Origin of the sequence: Haladaptatus sp. AB618 (genome assembly GCF_024136965.1) — an archaeon.
Taxonomy (GTDB): Archaea; Halobacteriota; Halobacteria; order Halobacteriales; family Haladaptataceae; genus Haladaptatus.
Window position 1 is genome coordinate 143,589 of record NZ_JAMYJX010000005.1, and the last position, 17,700, is coordinate 161,288.

Here is a 17,700-nt window from a genome sequence, read left to right on the forward strand (position 1 = left end):
AAGTGATACCGAATATGGTCGGCAGGCCGAGCACGGAATCGTGAGGCTTCGTCGCCGACCTGTCGAAACGTTTCGAGCTAGTAACTCACAGACTGACTCGCCCGATAGCGTCAACCTATAACCTAAATTATTTATCCTCTGGGTTTGGCAATATTTGGTATGAAACGGGCACTCGCCGTCATCGAGGCATCCGAGTCGACAAAAGCATTGGTTCGGGAAGCGGGCGAACTCGCCGCGGGCGTCGGGGCGGAACTCGTCTTGCTCCACGTCACGACCAACGAGGAGTACGAGGAGACGAGAACGTCCCTGGAACGAATTCCGAACCTCGAAAGCTCCTACACCGCAGGGCAGGCACTCGAAGGTGCTCGACAGTTCGCCGCTGACCTCGGGCGTGAGGTACTCGACGGCGTCGACGTCGAACACGAGTCGGTGGGTCGCATCGGCGACGAGCGCGACGAAATTCTTGCCACCGCAACCGACCTCGGTTGTGACCACGTCTTCCTCGCGGGCCGGAAGCGTTCCCCAACGGGGAAAGCGCTGTTCGGCGACCGAACGCAGTCGGTCATTCTCGATTTCGACGGTGCCGTCACCGTCGTCACGGAATAATCCCCACCCATCGTTTCCTCCGAACCACAACACGTAAGTTGATGCTCCGCTGACAATCGTATCAATGTTGGGACGATTGTTCGGTAGTGAACCTGTTTCTACACCGATAGATCTGTCCCACGACGACCTGTTCAACCTGTGTCGCGTCGAACGTCGCCGACACGCTATCTCCATTATGGCGAACGTGTCAGACGTAATCCCGATGCGGACGCTCGTGGACGAAGTCACCGCTCGGGAGTTCGGCTCCGATTGGACGACGGACAACCGAACGACCGTCTACACGACGTTTTACCAACAACACATCTCGGTCCTGGAAGACGCCGACGTGTTGTCCGCGCCCGACGGTCCCAGTGGCACGCTGTATCCGGAAGGAAACGCGGAACCGCTCGCGGAGTTGCTCACGTTCATCGGGACGATTACCGACTGACTCGTCGTTACCAATCGCCATCGAGCTTCCGTCGTGCGACCAGATATCCGGCGTGCGTTCGCCACCGTCTCCCGCTCTCGACGTGCTCCACCCGGTACCGCGAACCACAGCTTCCGCACCGTCGTTTTGCCGGTCGCTTGACCGCTTCGGATGCACGAAACCGCCGTGCCTCCCAGTCACAGGACGAACAGACTAGGCGGAGACGCGCGTCCGCGAACGAACGACAGTGGCGTGGCGCGTCGAGTTCGCGCGCCTTCGTTTTGAACCGTCGTCCGTGTCCGGACTCACCGAACTGTTGAAACTCCCACGCGTGAACCAGTTCGTGTCGAATCGTCCCCGTGAACTCGTCCCACCCGAACGAGCGATAGGCCTCCCACGTCAATCGAATCGTTACCTGCTCGATTCGGTGATCGTAGAGACAGGCACCTGCACGGCGGACTGCGCGGTCCGAACACTCCCATTCGACCCGCTCGAAATCCACCGGGATCGGAACCACTCTGGCGTAGCGTTCCGCTGCGTCGAGCAACTCATCGCGGGTTTCCGGCCCCATCGGACGATGGTTCGAATCGACGGATTATAGCGTTGCCCGTCTCCCCCAGCCCCGACTACAGTCGATGGAGCCGACCGGTCTGGCAGTAGGGACATCTATCGTCGGGTTCCGGCCGAGTGCTGACTCGTCCACACATCGAACACGCCCGAAGGACACGTTTCCATCGCTCCCGTTCCGCTTCGAGCGTTGCCACTCTTCGCTGGGTTTCCGCAAGGCGTCGATGGAGGGACGCGATTTCGGCGTGTAACCGCTCGTAAAGTCGATGTTCCGTTTCGTGTTGTGGGTCCGAAGCTTCGATTCGTGGCCGGCGAGAACCCATTCCACCGTGATTGTCCGACGTCATGCTTCTCGATAAACGAACGTGACGAACGACCATGAATGGGACGGCGGCCGTTCGACTGGCCCTTGCTATATAATGCACTTGTAATAGAAAGCCGAACCGCGAATAGCCGGGGGCTTTTTGTTTCCACTGGGGACGGTGGCGGAACGTGTTGACGACTACCAGTCAGGGTACGCACCTTCCCGGTGCGTTTACCTATACTTTACATTCACGAGACAGTTTTTTCTATCTTCCACAAAAATGGGAGGTTCAACTACTCCGTCACATCGTCGGGTCGCACGACTTCGAGTGGTGCGTAGAGTCGCTTTCGAGCGTCGGGAAGATACAACCGTTCCTCGATGAGGTTTTCCTCTTTGAGTTTCATCAATGCATCACGTGTCGTGCGTGCCGGTAGCAAGGCGTCCGTCCGAACCTGCTGTTGTGTCATCGGCGATTCGTCCGTGAGAACCCGATAGACGAGTTTCGCACTCGGTGGTAGTTCGATGAGCCGTTCGAATCGGTCTTGGGGGGTAGTGTTACTGCCGGAGGGTCCGGCAAAATCGACCACTGGTGTTCGGCATACCAGTCCTTCCTTCGGAGTCATCCCTGTTATTTATTCCGGTACTGGTGAATGTATGCTAGACCGGATGCTTGAGCACATCTTTAACTATTCTTGGATTTCATAACCACAAGATATAAAGATGCTTTAGCGAATGGTTCATTAACAAATTCCGTTCGGTGGAAAAACCGGCACACTCGAATCCAATCATGGCTGTTGAAGAACCAACGATACTCGTCGTCGATGACGAGGCAGACGTAACCGACCTCTATGCGACGTGGTTAGAGGACTCCTACGACGTTCGGCGAGCGTACGAAGGCCGTGAGGCGCTGGACATGCTCGACGACGGGGTCGATGTCGTCTTACTCGACCGACGAATGCCCGGTCTCTCCGGCGACGAGGTGCTCGCGGAACTTCGAAACCGCGAACTTCACTCCCGAGTCGTGATGGTGACTGCCGTCAAACCCGATTACGACATCATCGATATGGGGTTCGACGACTATCTCGTCAAACCCGTCTCGAAGGACGACCTGTACACGACCGTCGGTGGAATGCTGACACGGGTCGAATACGACGCGAAGATGCAGGAGTACTTCTCGCTCGCCTCCAAGAAGGCCGTCCTCGAAACGGAGAAGGACGAAGACGAACTCCACCGGAACGAGCAGTATCAGGAACTGGAGGCGGAAGTCGAGCACCTTCGTGAGTCCGTCGACGACTCCCGAGACGACCTCGAGAGCCACGACGACTTCGTCGGCGCGTTTCGCGACCTCGACTGAATCGACTGATTTTCCGGTCGACACGTTTTTGGGTTCGTTCCAACCTGTTCTCGTATGAATCTTCCCGACGACTGGACGACGGACTCCTGTCCCGTGAACGGCGTCGATTTACAGTACTACCGCACCGGCGAGGGACCGTCGTTGGTCATGGCACACGGCCTCTACGCCAACGGTCGATGTTGGGAACCGTTGGTGGCCGATTTGGCGGACGAGTACGACATCGTGACGTACGACGCCCGCGGTCACGGTCGGTCCGAGGCCCCCGAATCGGGGTACGAAATCGAGGACCGCGTCGCCGACCTCGTCGGACTCGTCGAAGCGCTCTCCCTCGACGACCCGATCCTGCTCGGCCATTCGATGGGTGGATCGACGGCGGCGTGGACGGCCGCGACGCACCCCGACCTCCCGCGTGCGATCGCTCTCGAAGACCCTGCGGGGATGTACGGACCGCCCGATATGGGTCCGGACGAGCGGGCGGAGACGGTTCGTAAGAACGTCCGCGAGTGGTCGAACAGTTCGCTTGAGGAACTCGAACGCGACCATCCGAACTGTGACCCCGGGTTGGCCCGTCGCCTCGCCGTTGCGAACACGGAATGTCGCCCGCAGATCGCCGAAATACCGCGTGAAGGCTATCCCCGTCTGGAACGGGCGTTCGCGGATATCACCTGTCCGACGCTCGTGCTCAAGGCGGACGCCGATACGGAAACGCGGGCCGAAGATCTCGACATCGCCGAAAACCTATCCGACGGACGACTGGTTCACATTCCCGACGCCGGTCACTGCATCTTCCGCGAGCGATACGACCCCGCATACGCCGAGCTACGGACGTTTCTTCATCGGCTATCGTGACGAATGCCGCATAACCTAACGAATATATGATGTGATTATCCAAAATGGTAAAGTGGCTGAGTTCACAGCTTTCGGACATGGGTGACGAGAAGGAAGCAAAGATACGGAGCGCTCTCGGGTTGGACGACGGAGCGGCCGAATCACCGGAACGACGGTTCGAACGGCGATTGTGCGCCGCCTTGGTGGATGCACGCCGTGCCGGTGTGGATTACTGGCGACTGTTCGAACTCCTCGAAGGACAGCAGCGTGCGGCAGTTCGAGCGTCGTTTTCGCAGGGTGAGTTCGGGTCCGATCATTCGACGGTGTCCGAGGAAACGATCCAATACTCCGAGGTGGTTCACGCCACCGCGAGTGCGCTCGATGCGGGCGGATCGAAGCGCCAACTGCTGTTCAACCTCGCCAGCGCGTATCAGTTGTTCGAGGACGATTGGTCGAAATAGCCGCCGCTCCACGTGTAGATAAAGAAATACCTCGTGTACCCCTACCCGAGGTACGCCAAAATTGACGGGGATATGGTAAATGCTTTGTGTTCTTACTCAGAGTGCGACCGTGTACACCGATTCTCCGTACTCCCCGTCGCCGATTTCCACCGTCGCCTCATCGCTCTTCTCGAACCCTAACCGCCGGTAAAATCCGGTTCCCCTCGTGTTCTCCGAGAGCACCATCGCCCGGATTCGTTTCATGTTGATGTCGCGCAAGTCGCTCCGTAACCGCTCGTACAGCGCGCTTCCGATGCCATCTCCCCAGTGGTCCGGATCGACGTACAGTCGGAGCAGATCACCTTCATCCTCGTGACATATCGCGTGACAGAATCCGAGCACGTCGTCGTCCCTGGTCGCAACGAGAAACAGCGTTCCCGGCCGCTCGACCGCATCCGTTAGCGAGTCGTCGGAGTACCACGAGGCTATCGTACCGTCGATACTCTCGCCGTCCATGATTTCGGCGTAGGCGTCGCTCCACGCACGGCGTGCGACATCCCGAACCGATTCGAAATCATCCTCGTTCGCTGGCCGAATCTTCATTTGTCTCCCCCTAATTGCCGTTCGCCGTGCTCCGTGGTAACGATGATGAATCACAACTCGTGTTGCGGAACGAAAAGTCAGCTTTGTTCGGTCGTCGGCGTTCCATCCTCGAACACGAGTTTCGTCCCCGATTCGATGCCTGCCCGCTTTGCGAATCCCTGTCGCATCTCGACGACGTACTTCGCGTTCCCATCGCTCCGATACTCCCGAAGTTTCCAATCGCTCGCGTTCGGTTGCGTGTCTGCGTGGGCGACGTTGAGGACGGTGCCGTCCGGACCGACGAAGATCATATCGAGCGGGATCAGCGTGTTCTTCATCCAGAACGACTGTACCTGCGGGTTGCCGAACACGAACACCATCCCGTGGTTTTTCGGCAGCGATTTTCGGTACATCAGTCCGTGTTCGCGCTCGCTCGGCGAGTTCGCGACTTCGAGCGTCACCGCCGTCCGGTTCCCACCTGTGACGAACGCGGCGCTGACGGTCTCTTCGACCTTCGTCGTCCGATGTTCGCCCCCGTTTCCAGGCTCCTGCCCGAGTCCGATGCCCCCGGTACACCCGGCCAGCACGACGAGACAGACGACCAACAGGGTCGCGCTCACACGCATGCGCCTGAAAACGGGAGCAACTGACAAAAATACGTGGTGCGATTCGACTGGCCGTCCCCCGTTCACAATTGCCGAAAACGAAACTCGCTCCGTCTCTCCGCCTTACTCCTGGGTAACGTCCTTCTGGACCGTCTCCTCGCCGATGAAACGGGGACGCTTTTCGAGCGCGAGGAAGTTGTTCACGTCCTCGCGGGCCTCCTTCGCCTTGCCCTTCTCGGGGTCGTAGTCGCGGCTTCCCTCGCTGCCGAGGGCGTCGTGGAGCGCGTCCAGGTCCTCGAAGTACAACTCCGCGATGCCGTCGAACTCGGCGTTCTCGGGGTCCGTCGGGAGGACGGTGTCGTACTTGACGACGCCTTCGATTTCGCGGGCGATGGGCGTGTGGTTGTTCTGCCAGTGGTCCACGAACTCCTCGTGGCTCATGCCGTCCTTGCGGACGAGGAACGCGCTGTGTTTGTACAGGCCGTCGGTATCGCCGTCCACGTCGTCCTCGCGGTCGGTGCCTCGCGCTGCGGTTTCGTCCTTTTGGGTGACGATTTCGCCGATGAAGCGGGGACGCTTTTCGAGCGCGAGGAAGTTGTTCACGTCCTCGCGGGCCTCCTTCGCTTTGCCCTTCTCGGGGTCGTAATCGCGGCTCCCCTCGCTGCCCAGGGCGTCGTGGAGCGCGTCCAAGTCCTCGAAGTACAGTTCCGCGAGTCCGTCGAACTCCGCGGCGTCGGGCGTCACCGGGAGGACGGTGCTGTACTTGACGACGCCCTCGATATCACGTGCGATCTTCGTGTGATTGTTCTGCCAGTACTCCACGAACTCCTCGTGGCTCATATCGTCCTTTCGAACCAGCAGGGCAACGTGTTTGTACATTTCATTCGAGGACACAATCCGTGGTATGATAAAGCACTCGAAGCCGACCCCGTCCCCTTTTTTCGAACGTGAATTCGTTCCGAGCAACTCCTCCGTTAACACCACTGTTTCCGGTGTCACACCACCGTTTCCGATGTTTACAAGGGGGTTTCGAAACGGCGATACGCTCACCCGATATGGCAGTGCGTTCCCCGAGCACCGACGGGTAAGTCACCTACTTTCAATACAAACCTCGGAGTAACGAGTATCATGGGGTTCTATCAACGCGATTTCATGGAAGGGACGCGCGGAACGATGGGCGTCGATTGGGAGGAACGGATCGACATGAAGCGGATGCGCGAGGAGCGAAAGGAGCGCGCTCTCGAACGAATGCGCGAGGCGGGACTGGGGAGCATGCTCCTCATCAACGACCCGAACGTCCGCTACGTGACGGGGCTCGCCATGACCGGCGGGTCGGGTGCCGACCACTACACCCTGCTCACCGAGAACGGCGACATCATTCACTGGGATACGGCGGATCACGCGAGCAACCAGAAGTTCAACTGCCCGTGGATTTCGGACATCCGCTACGCCTGCCCCGGACTCGGAAACGTCCCGCGAGCGTCCGGCCAGGATTCGGCCCGAAACTGGTTGAAGGACAAGATGGCCGGACTCGTCTACGAGGCGATGGAGGAGTACGGCGTCGCCAAGGAACCGATGGGCATCGACATCGGCAACGCTCCGCTCATCTCGAAGTTCGAGGACCGCGGCGTTGACGTGCGCACCGACGACTGTGCGAAGGTGATGGAGGACGCCCGGAAGGTCAAGACGCGCGACGAAATCGAGTGCCTGCGGATGGTCGCCGCGCTCTGTGAGGCCGGGTTCCAGCGCATCACGGAAACCGCGAAACCGGGCGTCCGCGAGTCGGAAGTGTGGGGCGAAGCCAGCAGCGAACTCTGGCGTCTCGGCGCGATGGTGCAGGGTGGCTACGTCACCTCCGGGCCGAACACGTGGCCGAAACACCAAGCCAACACCACCGACCGGATCATGCGCCCCGGCGACATCGTCTACGCCGACTTCTACAACATCGGCTTCATGGGCTACCGCTCCTGTTACTACCGAACGTTCAGCATGGGCGAACCCACCCAAGCCCAGAAGGACGCCTACGAAATCGCCCGCGACAACCTCTACGACGTGCTCGAACGCATCGAACCCGGCGCGACGACGGACGAGATTTGCGAGGGCTTCCCCGACATGGAGGGAGAACACGCCGACTGGTACGACGCCACCGACCATTGGCAGATGACGACCAACCACTGGGCGCACGGCCTCGGCCTGCAACTGTACGAAGTGCCGCTCATCTGGCGCGGTATCTCGCCCGACCACCCCATCGAAATCGAGGAGGGCATGACGATGGCCGTCGAGACGATGGAACCCGCCGACCGGCAGGGTGTGCGGGTAGAAGAGATGGTCGTCGTCCGCGAGAACGGCGTCGAGATATTGAGTCAGTGGCCCGTCGAGGAGATTACACAGATAGAGTACTGAGCGGTGCAGTAGCTGATTTTTCTCGAAAATGTGTTCCGTATCGAGCTATCAGTCAGCGTTCGAAGACTCGGAGTTCCCACCGGCGCGGCCATCGACATAGCCCCGAACCCCACCGACGACCCGCGGCCACTTCACGAGCAGGAATCCACCGAGGATGGCGAGAAACCCCCCGCCGGTCGTCGGGGTGAGTCCCTCGCCAAGGACGAACCAGCCGAAGATGGCGGCGAAGGGCGGGATGACGTACTCGATGAGTCCCATCTCGATGGGTCCGAGGCGGTGGAGGAGACGGAAGTAGATGAGGAACCCGGCGGCACCGGGAACGACGGCGAGATAGCCCACCCACGCGAGCGAGGTGGTCGTCGGCGTGGTGGCGGCGAACCCTTGGCCGGGGACGACGAACGTCGCGATATCAAGGCCTAGCGCACCGACGGCGAGCATCCACGCTTGGAGGCTGAGACCCGGGAGTCCGGCGTCGTTTTCGTCGGTGAAGACGGCACCGACGACCCACGCGACGGCGGCACCGAGGACGAACCAGACGCCGATGTCGCTCAGCAGGTGTCCACCGCTCGGGTTCGCTATGAGGACGACGCCGACGAACCCGAGGACGACACCGACGACCCCTCGTGCGGAGATGGACTCGTCCGGGCGGAACACCGAGGTGACGACGGGCGTGAGGACCGGAACGAGACCCAACAGGGTCGATGCGACGGCGCTCGTGACGTACTGCTGTCCGGCGAAGAGGAGCGCGTGGTGGAGGCCGATGTTGAAGAGGCCGCCGACGAGGATGGGCGTCCAGTCTCCCCGCCCTCGGGGAATGAGGGAGCGCCCGGACGCGGCGGCGACGGCGAGGAGTACGAGTGCGGCCAAGTCGAAGCGGACGGCGGCGAGGGCGACCGGGCGAAATCCTTCGAGTGCCGCCTCCGTGGCGGGGAACGCGGTTCCCCAGATGGCGGCGAGCGCGAGATAGAGGACGACGTCGCGGCGACTGGCCATTACCTCCATCTTGCTGTCGCGGTTTAGGTGGGTTTCGATACGAAACGCGAGGACGAGAAAACTCCGACCTTGAGTTAGAGGCGTCATCACAGTAGCTTAGACTAAAATCGCTACGAACGACCGTCGCGGTTTTATCGTGATTTCCCGTACCGGGCCGCGTGAAGATTGCCTCCGCACTGCGAAAGACACTCCACCCAATTCCTCGCTATCCTCCTCACTTCGTCAGCGCGCGCCGTGCAGTTAGATGGGCTAACCGATTATGACCCAACCGCACGGCGCGCGAAGGCGATACGCTAGTGCGCCCGCGCGAGGGATGACCGAAGGTGTGACCAGCGGGAGCACTGTAGGGAATCGGCTGGGGAGGGTGTGGTGCGTTGCGGGTGCGTTGTTTGGGTAGAATGAAAGGGGCCGCCCGCTCGCGCTTGTTTTAGTCGCTGTGGAGGCCACTATTTTGCCCGAGCGGCGTGAGGCCAAAATATCCTGCAACAGCGGCCGCGAGCGGGCGGGGGCTTTCTGGGACTTCCTCGTAGCAGCTGAAATCGCAACCCCACTAAACGCGTCTCGTCGGAGCGAACGAGCGGGGAGGTTTTGACTCTTCATCGTAATTACTGTGTTCACAAGAAAACCAGAACCAAATACCTCTCTTCACCGCAAACGTCCCCCTCGCGCTATCCTCATCACGAACCATTACGTTCTCGCAATCATAATCTATCCCGCATGAGCGAACCGGAGTACCGCGAACAGGTCGAGGCCGCGTATCCCGAACTCCAGTCGATCGAGGACGACGAACTGCGCGAGAAGGTCATCGAGGCGTGGGTGTTGGCCCTGGACCGCGGCGGGTGGAAGGACATCGAGGACATCCCGTACGCGTGGAACATCCACGAGAAGACTAACGTCGAACACGTGCGGGGAGTAACCCGAATCGCCATGCGCTCGGCGGAGGAACAGCGCGAGTTCCACGGTGCCGACCCGGACGACGACGCCATCATCGCGGCGTGTCTGCTCCACGACGTGGGGAAATGCTACGAGTACGTGGACTTCGCCGACGTGGACCAACTGCTCGACCCCGACCCGACGTACGCCACCGAGGAAATTCCCCACTCCCTGTCGGGGTACGCGCTGGCTCACGAGGTCGGCTGTCCGATTTCCGTCCAGCGGGCGATTCCGCACTTCCTCGGCGAGATTCCGACCCGGACGCTCGAAGCCGAACTCGTCAAGAGCGCGAACTCGGCGAGTTCGAACGCCATCACCCAGTCCGCGATGGGAATCACGCTCCAGGAGTGGGTCGAGAAGTACAGTCAGACGCAGTAACTCTCGATTTTATTTCAACCACTTACGGCCCGACGACGTGATTTCCACGCCGGAACTGTAGTAACAGATCGGCTCCCCGTCCGGTTCGGCGAAGTTGTTCGCCCGGAAGACCTCGTTCTTCCGGAATTCCACCGTCGCCGGGCGGAGCGACCACACGTCGTGATCGACGTTCGCGTACGCGATCGTTCCGCCCGGGCCGCCGACGTAGAACCGATAGCGCTCGGTGAGAAAGGCCGCCAGCGACCCCGGTTCGGCGTCGAGTCGGTCGCCGGTCGGCTCGTACCGCGCGTCGAACCGCAGCGGTTGGTCACCCGGATGTGCGCGCCGACTGCGGTAGCGGATCGCCCCGTCCCGTTCCACCATTTTTATCTCCGCGTTGTAGTACGGCAGCCCGAACGCCAACCGAGCGCCGAGGACCGAGAGCCATCCATCGGCGTCGAGGCTGTAGAAGAAGACGGCCGGTCTGTCCTCTCCGGGCACCGTGACGTAGGTTCGAAGGTTGAGTTCGGGGAGGTCTACCCCGATGCCCTCGGGGAGCCCTCGGGGACGAACCGCGACGTTCGTGAACGGGACGACGCTCAGCCACGCTCGTCCGTCGTACGTGTCTACCTCCAACCCTTCGGGTAGCCCTCGCTCCACGACTTCCGGTTCGACCGGCCAATTGGCGAACAGCAGTTGTCGCCATCCCATCTCGACACCAATCATCGTCCGAAACTTGTGACGGATCGCTCAAAGGGGTTCCGTCGGAGGGATATTCGGCGCGAAGTGGTGTCTCGCTCGGTTCGTTCTCGTGAACACGAGTGGATTTACAGATATCTATCCAGAAATCTTTCTATAAATCTATCTTTCATCGAGAGCTCACCACCCTATTTGGCGCTCGTCACAATGATGGACCATCCCGTCGAACCGTCATCATTCGCTGCTGCGTCATCCGCCGCTAATTCGTCGCCGTCATGTGGATTTTCACAAAGCTATCTAGAAAGCTATCCGAATAGCTATCTAAATCGATGCTCGAATGATTTCGCCGTTGGCTCGGGATGGTCACTCTCGATGCGAAACTTCTCCAAAAACGTCAACGACCGCGGCGAAAACAGAGAGTCCTCAGACCGTTTCCAGCCCGTTCTCCTGGCGGAGGACATTGATGTACGAGCGGAAGCCGCTATCCAGGTCGTAGCGCGGTTCGTAGCCCATGTCCTCCTGAATCGCGGTCATGTCGAGCATCTGGGTCCACGGGAGTTCTCCCTCGTCGGAAACGTCGAGGTCGGCGTCGGGCATGATTTCTTCGACCGTCTCGGCGGCTTCCCGAATCGTCGCCACGGTGCCGCGGACGTTGTAGACGCGCTGGCTCAGGTCCTCGTCGGGCGTGAACGCCGCGCGGCGGAACGCCTGCGCGATGTCCTCGACGTGTTGCCAGTCGATGACCTGATCGCCGTACTCCACCGAGAACGGTTCGCCGAGTGCGGGCTTTTCGATGATGTTCGCGAGGAACGCGGAGCCACCGGTTTCGCGGTACGGGCCGTACGCGACGGTCGGGCGGAGCGCGACGTGCGAGACGTCGTGGTCCTCGAAATAGACTTTCGCTTGGTGTTCGTTGAACTCCTTGGCCGCGCCGTACAGCGTGTCGGGGTAGACGAGGTCGTCCTCGGTCACCCACTCGGTGTCGTAGTTCGTCGGTGGCGCGAACACCGCCGCCGAGGACGCCCACGCCACGCGCTCGACTTGGTCGGAGAGCGTTCGAGCGGCCTCCATGACGTTGTTCGTCCCCAGCACGTTCACTTCGATTCCGGCCCGCGGGTTTTCGCGGGCCGTCGTCGTCAGCAGTCCCGCGAGGTGAACGATGCGGGTCGCACCCGACTCCTTCACCGCGCGAATCACGTCCGTCGAGTCGGTGATGTCGCCGCGTCGGATTTCCACATCGTCGGCGATGCCGAGTTTCTCCAGAATGCGCGGGTCGGTCGAAAGGTCGTAGGCGACCACGTCGTGTCCCTGTTCGAGGAGTTCTTTCGCGGTGTACGACCCGATGAAACCTGTTCCGCCAGTGACGAGCACCGTCTCGCTTTGCGCCATGTTTTTTTACTCGCTGGATGGGAGGAAAAGGTTTCCTTCCTGTTTTTTCGTGATGTGTTTCGACTCGGTCGTTGTCACTCGTGCAGTCCGCCGGTTTCGGCGTAGAACGACGACGCCAACTGGTCGGCCATGTCCTCCTCGCGGTCGATTCGCGCGTCGATGACGAACGGCAGGTCGCTCTCCTTTCCTTCCCGAAGTGCGTCGGCCAGTTCGTCCGGCGTCGTGACTCGCGTTCCCTCTGCGCCGAAGCCTTCGGCCACTTTCACGAAGTCGGTGTCGTGGAACTCGACGCCCGCGATGTCGCCGTCTTCTTTCTGCATCTGGCGAACCATGCCGAGGCTGGTGTCGTTCAGCACGACGAACGTCGGCGCGACGCCGTTCTCGACGGCGATTTCGACGCTGGTCATCGTCATCGTAAAGCCGCCGTCGCCCGCGACACCGATGACGTCCTTGTCCGTGGTGATGGCGGCGCTGACGGCGGCCGGGGCGGACCACCCCATCCCGCCGACGCCGCCCGACCCGAAGTACGTCCGGACGGCGGGCGTCTGGAGGTAGTTCAGCAGCCAGAATCGGTTGTTGCCCGAGTCGGCCGTCACGATGGTGTCCTCGTCCACCATCGCCTCTATTTCCTTCACCGCGCGCTGGGGTTTGATGGGAGAGGCGTCGCTCTCGCACTTCTCGGTGAAAAACGACTCCCGGGCCGTTTCCGCCCGTTCGCGTGCCCAATCGTTTTCGGCGCTCCCGGCATCGGAAAGCGCCCGGAGGCTCTCCTTCGCGTCGCCGATGAGGCCCACGTCGGCGGGGTACACCCACCCGGCGTTTCGCGTGTCGATGTCGGCGTGGATGATGGTCTGTTCGTCCGGCCGGATGACGACGGTGCCTGCCAGTTCGTGTCCATCGGGTTCATTCGACACCCGACGACGAGCAGGGCGTCGGCCTCGCTGACGACCTGATTCGCGCCTTCGTGGCCGAACGACCCGATGACGCCCGCCGCGAGGTCGTGGGTCTCCGGAATCACCGACTTGCCCAGATACGAGGTCGTTACGACCGCGTCGTAGTTCTCCGCAACGCCCTGGAGTTCGTCGTAGGCCCCCGCGGAGTGAACGCCGTTCCCGGCGACGATGACCGGGCGCTCCGCCGATTCGAGCGCCTCGACCGCCGCGGACACGTCTTCGTCCGTCGGCTTCGACTCCCAGTTTCGAACCTGTTCGTCGCTGTCCCAGACGGGAGGAACGGGGTTCTCCGGAACGTCCTGTGTGATCGCGTTTCCGTCGAGGATGACGGCGGTCGGTCCCGACCGTCCCGCAGTCGCGTGTTTGAACGCCAGTTGGACGCTTCGCAGGGTTTCGGTCGGCGTGCGCGGGAACCAGTGTTCCTTCGTCACACCGTCCAGAATCTTCGGCAGCGAGAGGCCGCCGTAGTCGCCGCGGGACTGCTGATACGGGGCGAGCGTCGAGTAGTCGCCGCGCTCGCTCGCCTCCGTCAGGACGACCATCGGCGAGGACGCGAGTCGTGCTTCCATCTGCCCGATGACGCCGAGGCTGCCGATCCACGGCCCTTGCCCGGCCAGCACTGCGGGCTTCCCGTGAATCCTGCCGTACATCTCGGCCATCACGCTCCCCTCACGTTCGTCGCGCGGTCGAACCACGTCCACGCTCGATTCCGGGAGGTCGTCGAGCAGTTCGATGACGCGCCCGCCCGGATAGCCGAACACGTACTCCACGCCCAGCGATTCGAGGACGGAAACCAACGCCTCGCTCGTCGTCTCTCCCCCGCTGTCGTCAGCGCCTGTCATGGTAGTCGAAGCAACCCGCTCCCGTCCCTTCGTTCTGTCGATTATCACGGTCGTTCCTTTACGTTCCGCATCGGTGGAACGGTGGCACGGCTACAGTTCGGTGCGCCGAGTTATCCCGGAAAATAGGCCGAGTCGGATTCGAGAGCTATCCGTCTCATCCCGTGAACTCTTCGTACGAAATCGCGCCGCTATTTACGATTCGCTGACTCGTTGGTACCTTCCCGTCGGGCGGCATACTCCCTTCGGCCGGTCCTCCCGGACTACCGACGACGATGCGTCCGACCATTCCGAGGCTCTTGTGTGGGATACAGAAGTAGTCGTACGTCCCCGGAACGTCGAACGTGTGCTTGAACTGCTGTCCTCCCCCGGAGATCATGCCGCTGTTCCATCCGCTCGCGTCGTTCGGAATGCGGGTCACCGTCGCGGGACCGGTCCCGTCGACGTAGGCGGTCGAGGTGTGGGCACCGACTTTGCTCTTCCACGTGACCGTCTCCCCCTTCTCGACGAACAACCCGATGGGGTCGAAGTAGTAGCTCGTGCTCCCGCTAACCATCTGCACGGTGTTGGTCTCGGTCGGGGACTTCGTCCGCGTCGAATCCGCTCCTCCGCCCGTGTCGTTGGCACAACCGGCGAGGATGGCGACGCTTCCCGTCGCGATTGCCTCCGTCGCTTTGAGAAATCTGCGCCGATTCATTTGTCGGGAGTACCGAGTCACATCGCAAGGCGGTTCTGGTACGCGCGTCGAATCGGTACCCGAGGGATCGAACGAGAATCGGTGTTGTTTTTCTCGTCCGAACACGAGCGATACACGATGAATCGTCGTCGGATCGGAAGCGGGATTTCACTGGTGACGATTGGCGTGTTCGCGCTCCGATTCGGCCTCGGACTCGCGAGTGCCCACTCGATTCCCTCCAGTAAATTCGCCTCCCCGCTTCCACTCCCGCTGCTGTTTCTCGGTGCCGGTGCGACCGTCGCGCTTACGGCCGGATGGCTCGCGCTCACCGAGCGAACCCCTTCGGCGGCGACCCGACGAATGTGCGTTCTTCGCCTTCCGTCCTCGATTTCGATGCCGTTTCGACTGGGCGCTCGACTCGTCTTCTTCGCCGGATTCGCGGCCGCACTCTCGATCGGAATCGTCGGCCGACAAAACCAGTACCAGAACTTCGCGACCGTTTTCACATGGCCGGTCTGGTTCCACGGCGTCGCCCTTCTCTCCATCCTCGTCGGCACGCTGTGGCCCGTCCTATCCCCGTGGCGAGCGCTGTACCGTGTGTTCGTGTGGCTCGAAGGGGAGGAGTTAGCGGTCCTCGGGTCCTACCCCGAGCGCCTCGGCAGTTGGCCAGCGCTGGCGAGCTACATCGTCGTGATCGGGATACTGGAGAACCTCACGTATATCCCGAAGAAGGGCCCGCTGTTGACGACGGCCGTCCTCGCGGTGTATACGCTCGTCATGGTCGCCGGGAGCCTCCTCTACGGGACGGAGTGGTTCCGACGTGCTGACCCCCTCGGCGTTCTCTACCGACTGTTCGGCCGGGTGGCATCCATAACCATCACTCGACGCGACGACGGCGGTACCGACGTCGCCCTCCGACCGCCGTGGCAGGGAACCCTCACCCCTGTTCGGAATACGTCCCTCGTTCTGTTCGCCATCACCGCGGTGTACACCGTGAGTTTCGACGGGTTCACCAACACCCGGACGTACCAAGACCTCCTCGTCGGTGTGCAGAACTCCTTGGGGACCGGACCGGCGATCAGCATCCTGCTGTACGCGATTGGCCTCTCGGTTTTCGTCGTCTCGTTCGGCCTCTGCAGTCACCTCGTCGAACGTCTCGGCGGTGGCAGTACCGACCAGCGACCATCGGAGGGTTCCGAGGTGAACACCGACGGCGGCTACGTCGTCGGTTCCGACGAACGGACGCGTGACTCCGATTGGCACGGTTCGGCGCGGCACTTCGCACCGACGGTCCTCCCCATCGCGGCGGCGTACGAAGTCGCCCACAACTACCCCTACGTGTTTCGAAACCTCGCCCAACTCGCCACCGTCGCCGTTCATCCCCTCTCCCCGAGCGCACAGACCGCGAACCCGCTCGCTTGGCTCCCGGTTCCGGTGTTCTGGGGTTCGCAGGTCGTCCTCATCGTCCTCGGCCACGTCATCGCCGTCGTCGCCGCTCATTACGTCGCGGTCGAACGGTTCGAAACCAATGCGGCGGCACGACGCGGTCACCTCCCGCTGGTCGCGCTGATGGTCGGCTATACGGTGCTCTCGCTCTGGATAATCTCTCAGCCGGTCGTCTCGTGAGCCCGTCTTCCGAATCGTGAAAACGGTTCAGTCGTGATACGAGAGTTCGACGACTCGACCGTCGCCGTACATCACGAGGATTTCGTCCGCGCCGTCCCCATCGATATCGCACACCGTCGGGTGCACCCAGACCTTTACCTTCCGCTCGTGGGAGGCGAGCACCTCCCCGGAACTTGCATCGAGGACTTGCACCGTCCCGTGGTTCGTCACCGCGACGACTTCGGGGTCGCCGTCGCCGTTAACGTCCCCCGTAACCGGGGCGGGGAGCAACTTCGCGTCGGTCGAAAGCGTCGTCTTCCACTCGGTTTTGCCGGTCCGTGCGTTCAACGCGGCGACCGTGTCCCCGCCGCTTCCGACGTAGACCTCCGGCGTTCCGTCGCCGTCCCCGTCGGTGACCTGATCGATCGCTGGACGGTCGATTCCCGTGCGTTGCCAGAGCTTCGTTCCGTCCGCGGCAAAGGCAGTCACTTCGTTCCCACCTGACGCAACGAGTATGTCCCGCTGGCCGACCCGACCCTTCGCGAGCCACGTCGCCAGTGCGGAACGCTGCCATTCGAGCGTCCCGTTCGGTCGAAGGACGCTGACTTTCGCGGTAGAGCCGACGGCGATATCCGGATTCGGTGAACCGGGAACGTGAACGACGTGCGTTTCCGCGTAGACGGTGTCGTTCAAGTCGTACTTCCACTGGAGCGTCCCGTCCGCGGAATCGGCGAAGACGACGCCATCGAACGCGGGTTGAACGACGAGACGGCGTGGCTTCGTGAGCACGACGGGACCGGCGTAGCCGAACGACGTGAGGTTCTGTGTCCATTCGACGCTCCCGTTTTTGGCGTCAAAGACGTACAGACGCTTTTCGGTCGTCGGGGCGACGGCGTTCGGACGGTGGTCGCCGGTCGCATCCGCGATGAGCGTATCGCCGATGCCGTGGACCGCACACGCCGATTCGTTGATCTCGTACTGCCACCGCGTGGTGCCGTTCGAATCCAACATCGTCACCTTACACCGCGCGTTCTCCCCCGCGACTGCGCTCACCGGTGCGAGGATATACGATTCACCGTCGATCCGATCCGCGACGATCGGATGATGGTTCAACTGGTTCGGTCGCGGCGTGTCCGAAGTCCAATCCACCGAGAGGGACCC

18 protein-coding genes and 1 pseudogene are annotated in these 17,700 nt (G+C 61.5%); 8 read left to right on the forward strand and 11 right to left on the reverse strand.

The annotated features are described in order from the left end of the window. Window positions 1–159 precede the first annotated feature (159 nt). Window positions 160–606, forward strand: a complete 447-nt coding sequence (locus tag NKF26_RS15885; protein ID WP_253234568.1) for a universal stress protein — start codon at window positions 160–162, stop codon at window positions 604–606. 184 nt (window positions 607–790) lie between these two features. Beyond that, complete coding sequence (locus NKF26_RS15890; protein WP_253228430.1) at window positions 791–1,033, forward strand: hypothetical protein; 243 nt, start codon at window positions 791–793, stop codon at window positions 1,031–1,033. 7 nt (window positions 1,034–1,040) lie between these two features. Here NKF26_RS15890 and NKF26_RS15895 read toward each other — a convergent pair whose 3' ends face one another. Together NKF26_RS15895 and NKF26_RS15900 are read right to left on the reverse strand one after the other, a co-directional pair. Continuing rightward, on the reverse strand, window positions 1,041–1,583 hold the full coding sequence (locus NKF26_RS15895) for a SprT-like domain-containing protein (protein ID WP_253234569.1): 543 nt from the start codon (window positions 1,581–1,583) through the stop codon (window positions 1,041–1,043). A gap of 593 nt (window positions 1,584–2,176) precedes the next feature. Then, window positions 2,177–2,470 (reverse strand): hypothetical protein, encoded by a 294-nt coding sequence (locus NKF26_RS15900; RefSeq protein ID WP_369682160.1) that lies wholly within the window; start codon window positions 2,468–2,470, stop codon window positions 2,177–2,179. 200 nt (window positions 2,471–2,670) lie between these two features. Here NKF26_RS15900 and NKF26_RS15905 point away from each other — a divergent pair, with 200 nt between their 5' ends. The 3 genes from NKF26_RS15905 to NKF26_RS15915 are packed head-to-tail and all read left to right on the forward strand — an operon-like array spanning window position 2,671 to window position 4,526. Continuing rightward, the gene (locus NKF26_RS15905) at window positions 2,671–3,237 is read left to right on the forward strand and encodes a response regulator transcription factor (protein ID WP_253228433.1); all 567 of its coding nucleotides are present in this window, start codon (window positions 2,671–2,673) and stop codon (window positions 3,235–3,237) included. A 54-nt stretch (window positions 3,238–3,291) separates the two neighbouring features. After that, the gene (locus tag NKF26_RS15910) at window positions 3,292–4,086 is read left to right on the forward strand and encodes an alpha/beta fold hydrolase (protein WP_253234570.1); all 795 of its coding nucleotides are present in this window, start codon (window positions 3,292–3,294) and stop codon (window positions 4,084–4,086) included. Between the two features lie 44 nt (window positions 4,087–4,130). Beyond that, complete coding sequence (locus tag NKF26_RS15915) at window positions 4,131–4,526, forward strand: hypothetical protein (protein WP_253234571.1); 396 nt, start codon at window positions 4,131–4,133, stop codon at window positions 4,524–4,526. A 96-nt stretch (window positions 4,527–4,622) separates the two neighbouring features. Here NKF26_RS15915 and NKF26_RS15920 read toward each other — a convergent pair whose 3' ends face one another. The 3 genes from NKF26_RS15920 to NKF26_RS15930 all read right to left on the reverse strand — a co-directional run bounded on the left by NKF26_RS15920 (window position 4,623) and on the right by NKF26_RS15930 (window position 6,571). Continuing rightward, the gene (locus NKF26_RS15920; RefSeq protein ID WP_253228436.1) at window positions 4,623–5,108 is read right to left on the reverse strand and encodes a GNAT family N-acetyltransferase; all 486 of its coding nucleotides are present in this window, start codon (window positions 5,106–5,108) and stop codon (window positions 4,623–4,625) included. 77 nt (window positions 5,109–5,185) lie between these two features. Continuing rightward, window positions 5,186–5,713, reverse strand: a complete 528-nt coding sequence (locus NKF26_RS15925; protein WP_253228437.1) for a DUF192 domain-containing protein — start codon at window positions 5,711–5,713, stop codon at window positions 5,186–5,188. A 102-nt stretch (window positions 5,714–5,815) separates the two neighbouring features. Continuing rightward, window positions 5,816–6,571, reverse strand: coding sequence for an EthD domain-containing protein (locus NKF26_RS15930; RefSeq protein WP_253228438.1), 756 nt, complete (start codon window positions 6,569–6,571; stop codon window positions 5,816–5,818). A 249-nt stretch (window positions 6,572–6,820) separates the two neighbouring features. Here NKF26_RS15930 and NKF26_RS15935 point away from each other — a divergent pair, with 249 nt between their 5' ends. Beyond that, window positions 6,821–8,095 (forward strand): Xaa-Pro peptidase family protein, encoded by a 1,275-nt coding sequence (locus NKF26_RS15935; RefSeq protein ID WP_253234572.1) that lies wholly within the window; start codon window positions 6,821–6,823, stop codon window positions 8,093–8,095. Window positions 8,096–8,143: 48 nt separating this feature from the next. Here the strand turns inward: NKF26_RS15935 and NKF26_RS15940 are convergent, their stop codons facing one another. Continuing rightward, window positions 8,144–9,088, reverse strand: a complete 945-nt coding sequence (locus NKF26_RS15940; protein ID WP_369682161.1) for a DMT family transporter — start codon at window positions 9,086–9,088, stop codon at window positions 8,144–8,146. Window positions 9,089–9,805: 717 nt separating this feature from the next. On the opposite strand from NKF26_RS15940, the gene NKF26_RS15945 reads away from it, so the two are divergent. Next, on the forward strand, window positions 9,806–10,399 hold the full coding sequence (locus tag NKF26_RS15945) for an HD domain-containing protein (protein ID WP_253228441.1): 594 nt from the start codon (window positions 9,806–9,808) through the stop codon (window positions 10,397–10,399). A gap of 9 nt (window positions 10,400–10,408) precedes the next feature. Here NKF26_RS15945 and NKF26_RS15950 read toward each other — a convergent pair whose 3' ends face one another. From NKF26_RS15950 to NKF26_RS15970, 4 genes and pseudogenes are all read right to left on the reverse strand, one after another. Next, window positions 10,409–11,104, reverse strand: coding sequence for a YqjF family protein (locus NKF26_RS15950; protein ID WP_253228442.1), 696 nt, complete (start codon window positions 11,102–11,104; stop codon window positions 10,409–10,411). A 396-nt stretch (window positions 11,105–11,500) separates the two neighbouring features. Further along, window positions 11,501–12,466, reverse strand: a complete 966-nt coding sequence (locus tag NKF26_RS15955; protein ID WP_253228443.1) for an NAD(P)-dependent oxidoreductase — start codon at window positions 12,464–12,466, stop codon at window positions 11,501–11,503. 74 nt (window positions 12,467–12,540) lie between these two features. Then, a pseudogene (locus tag NKF26_RS15965) lies at window positions 12,541–14,261 on the reverse strand (thiamine pyrophosphate-binding protein). Window positions 14,262–14,415: 154 nt separating this feature from the next. Then, a complete protein-coding gene (locus NKF26_RS15970) occupies window positions 14,416–14,955 on the reverse strand; it encodes a plastocyanin/azurin family copper-binding protein (RefSeq protein ID WP_253228446.1) in 540 nt (179 codons plus the stop codon). 117 nt (window positions 14,956–15,072) lie between these two features. Here NKF26_RS15970 and NKF26_RS15975 point away from each other — a divergent pair, with 117 nt between their 5' ends. Next, on the forward strand, window positions 15,073–16,560 hold the full coding sequence (locus NKF26_RS15975) for a hypothetical protein (RefSeq protein WP_253228447.1): 1,488 nt from the start codon (window positions 15,073–15,075) through the stop codon (window positions 16,558–16,560). Between the two features lie 27 nt (window positions 16,561–16,587). On the opposite strand, the gene NKF26_RS15980 is transcribed toward NKF26_RS15975, so the two are convergent. Next, window positions 16,588–17,688: a PQQ-binding-like beta-propeller repeat protein gene (locus NKF26_RS15980; RefSeq protein ID WP_253228448.1), complete on the reverse strand. Its 1,101-nt coding sequence runs from the start codon at window positions 17,686–17,688 to the stop codon at window positions 16,588–16,590. Between the last annotated feature and the right edge of the window lie 12 nt (window positions 17,689–17,700).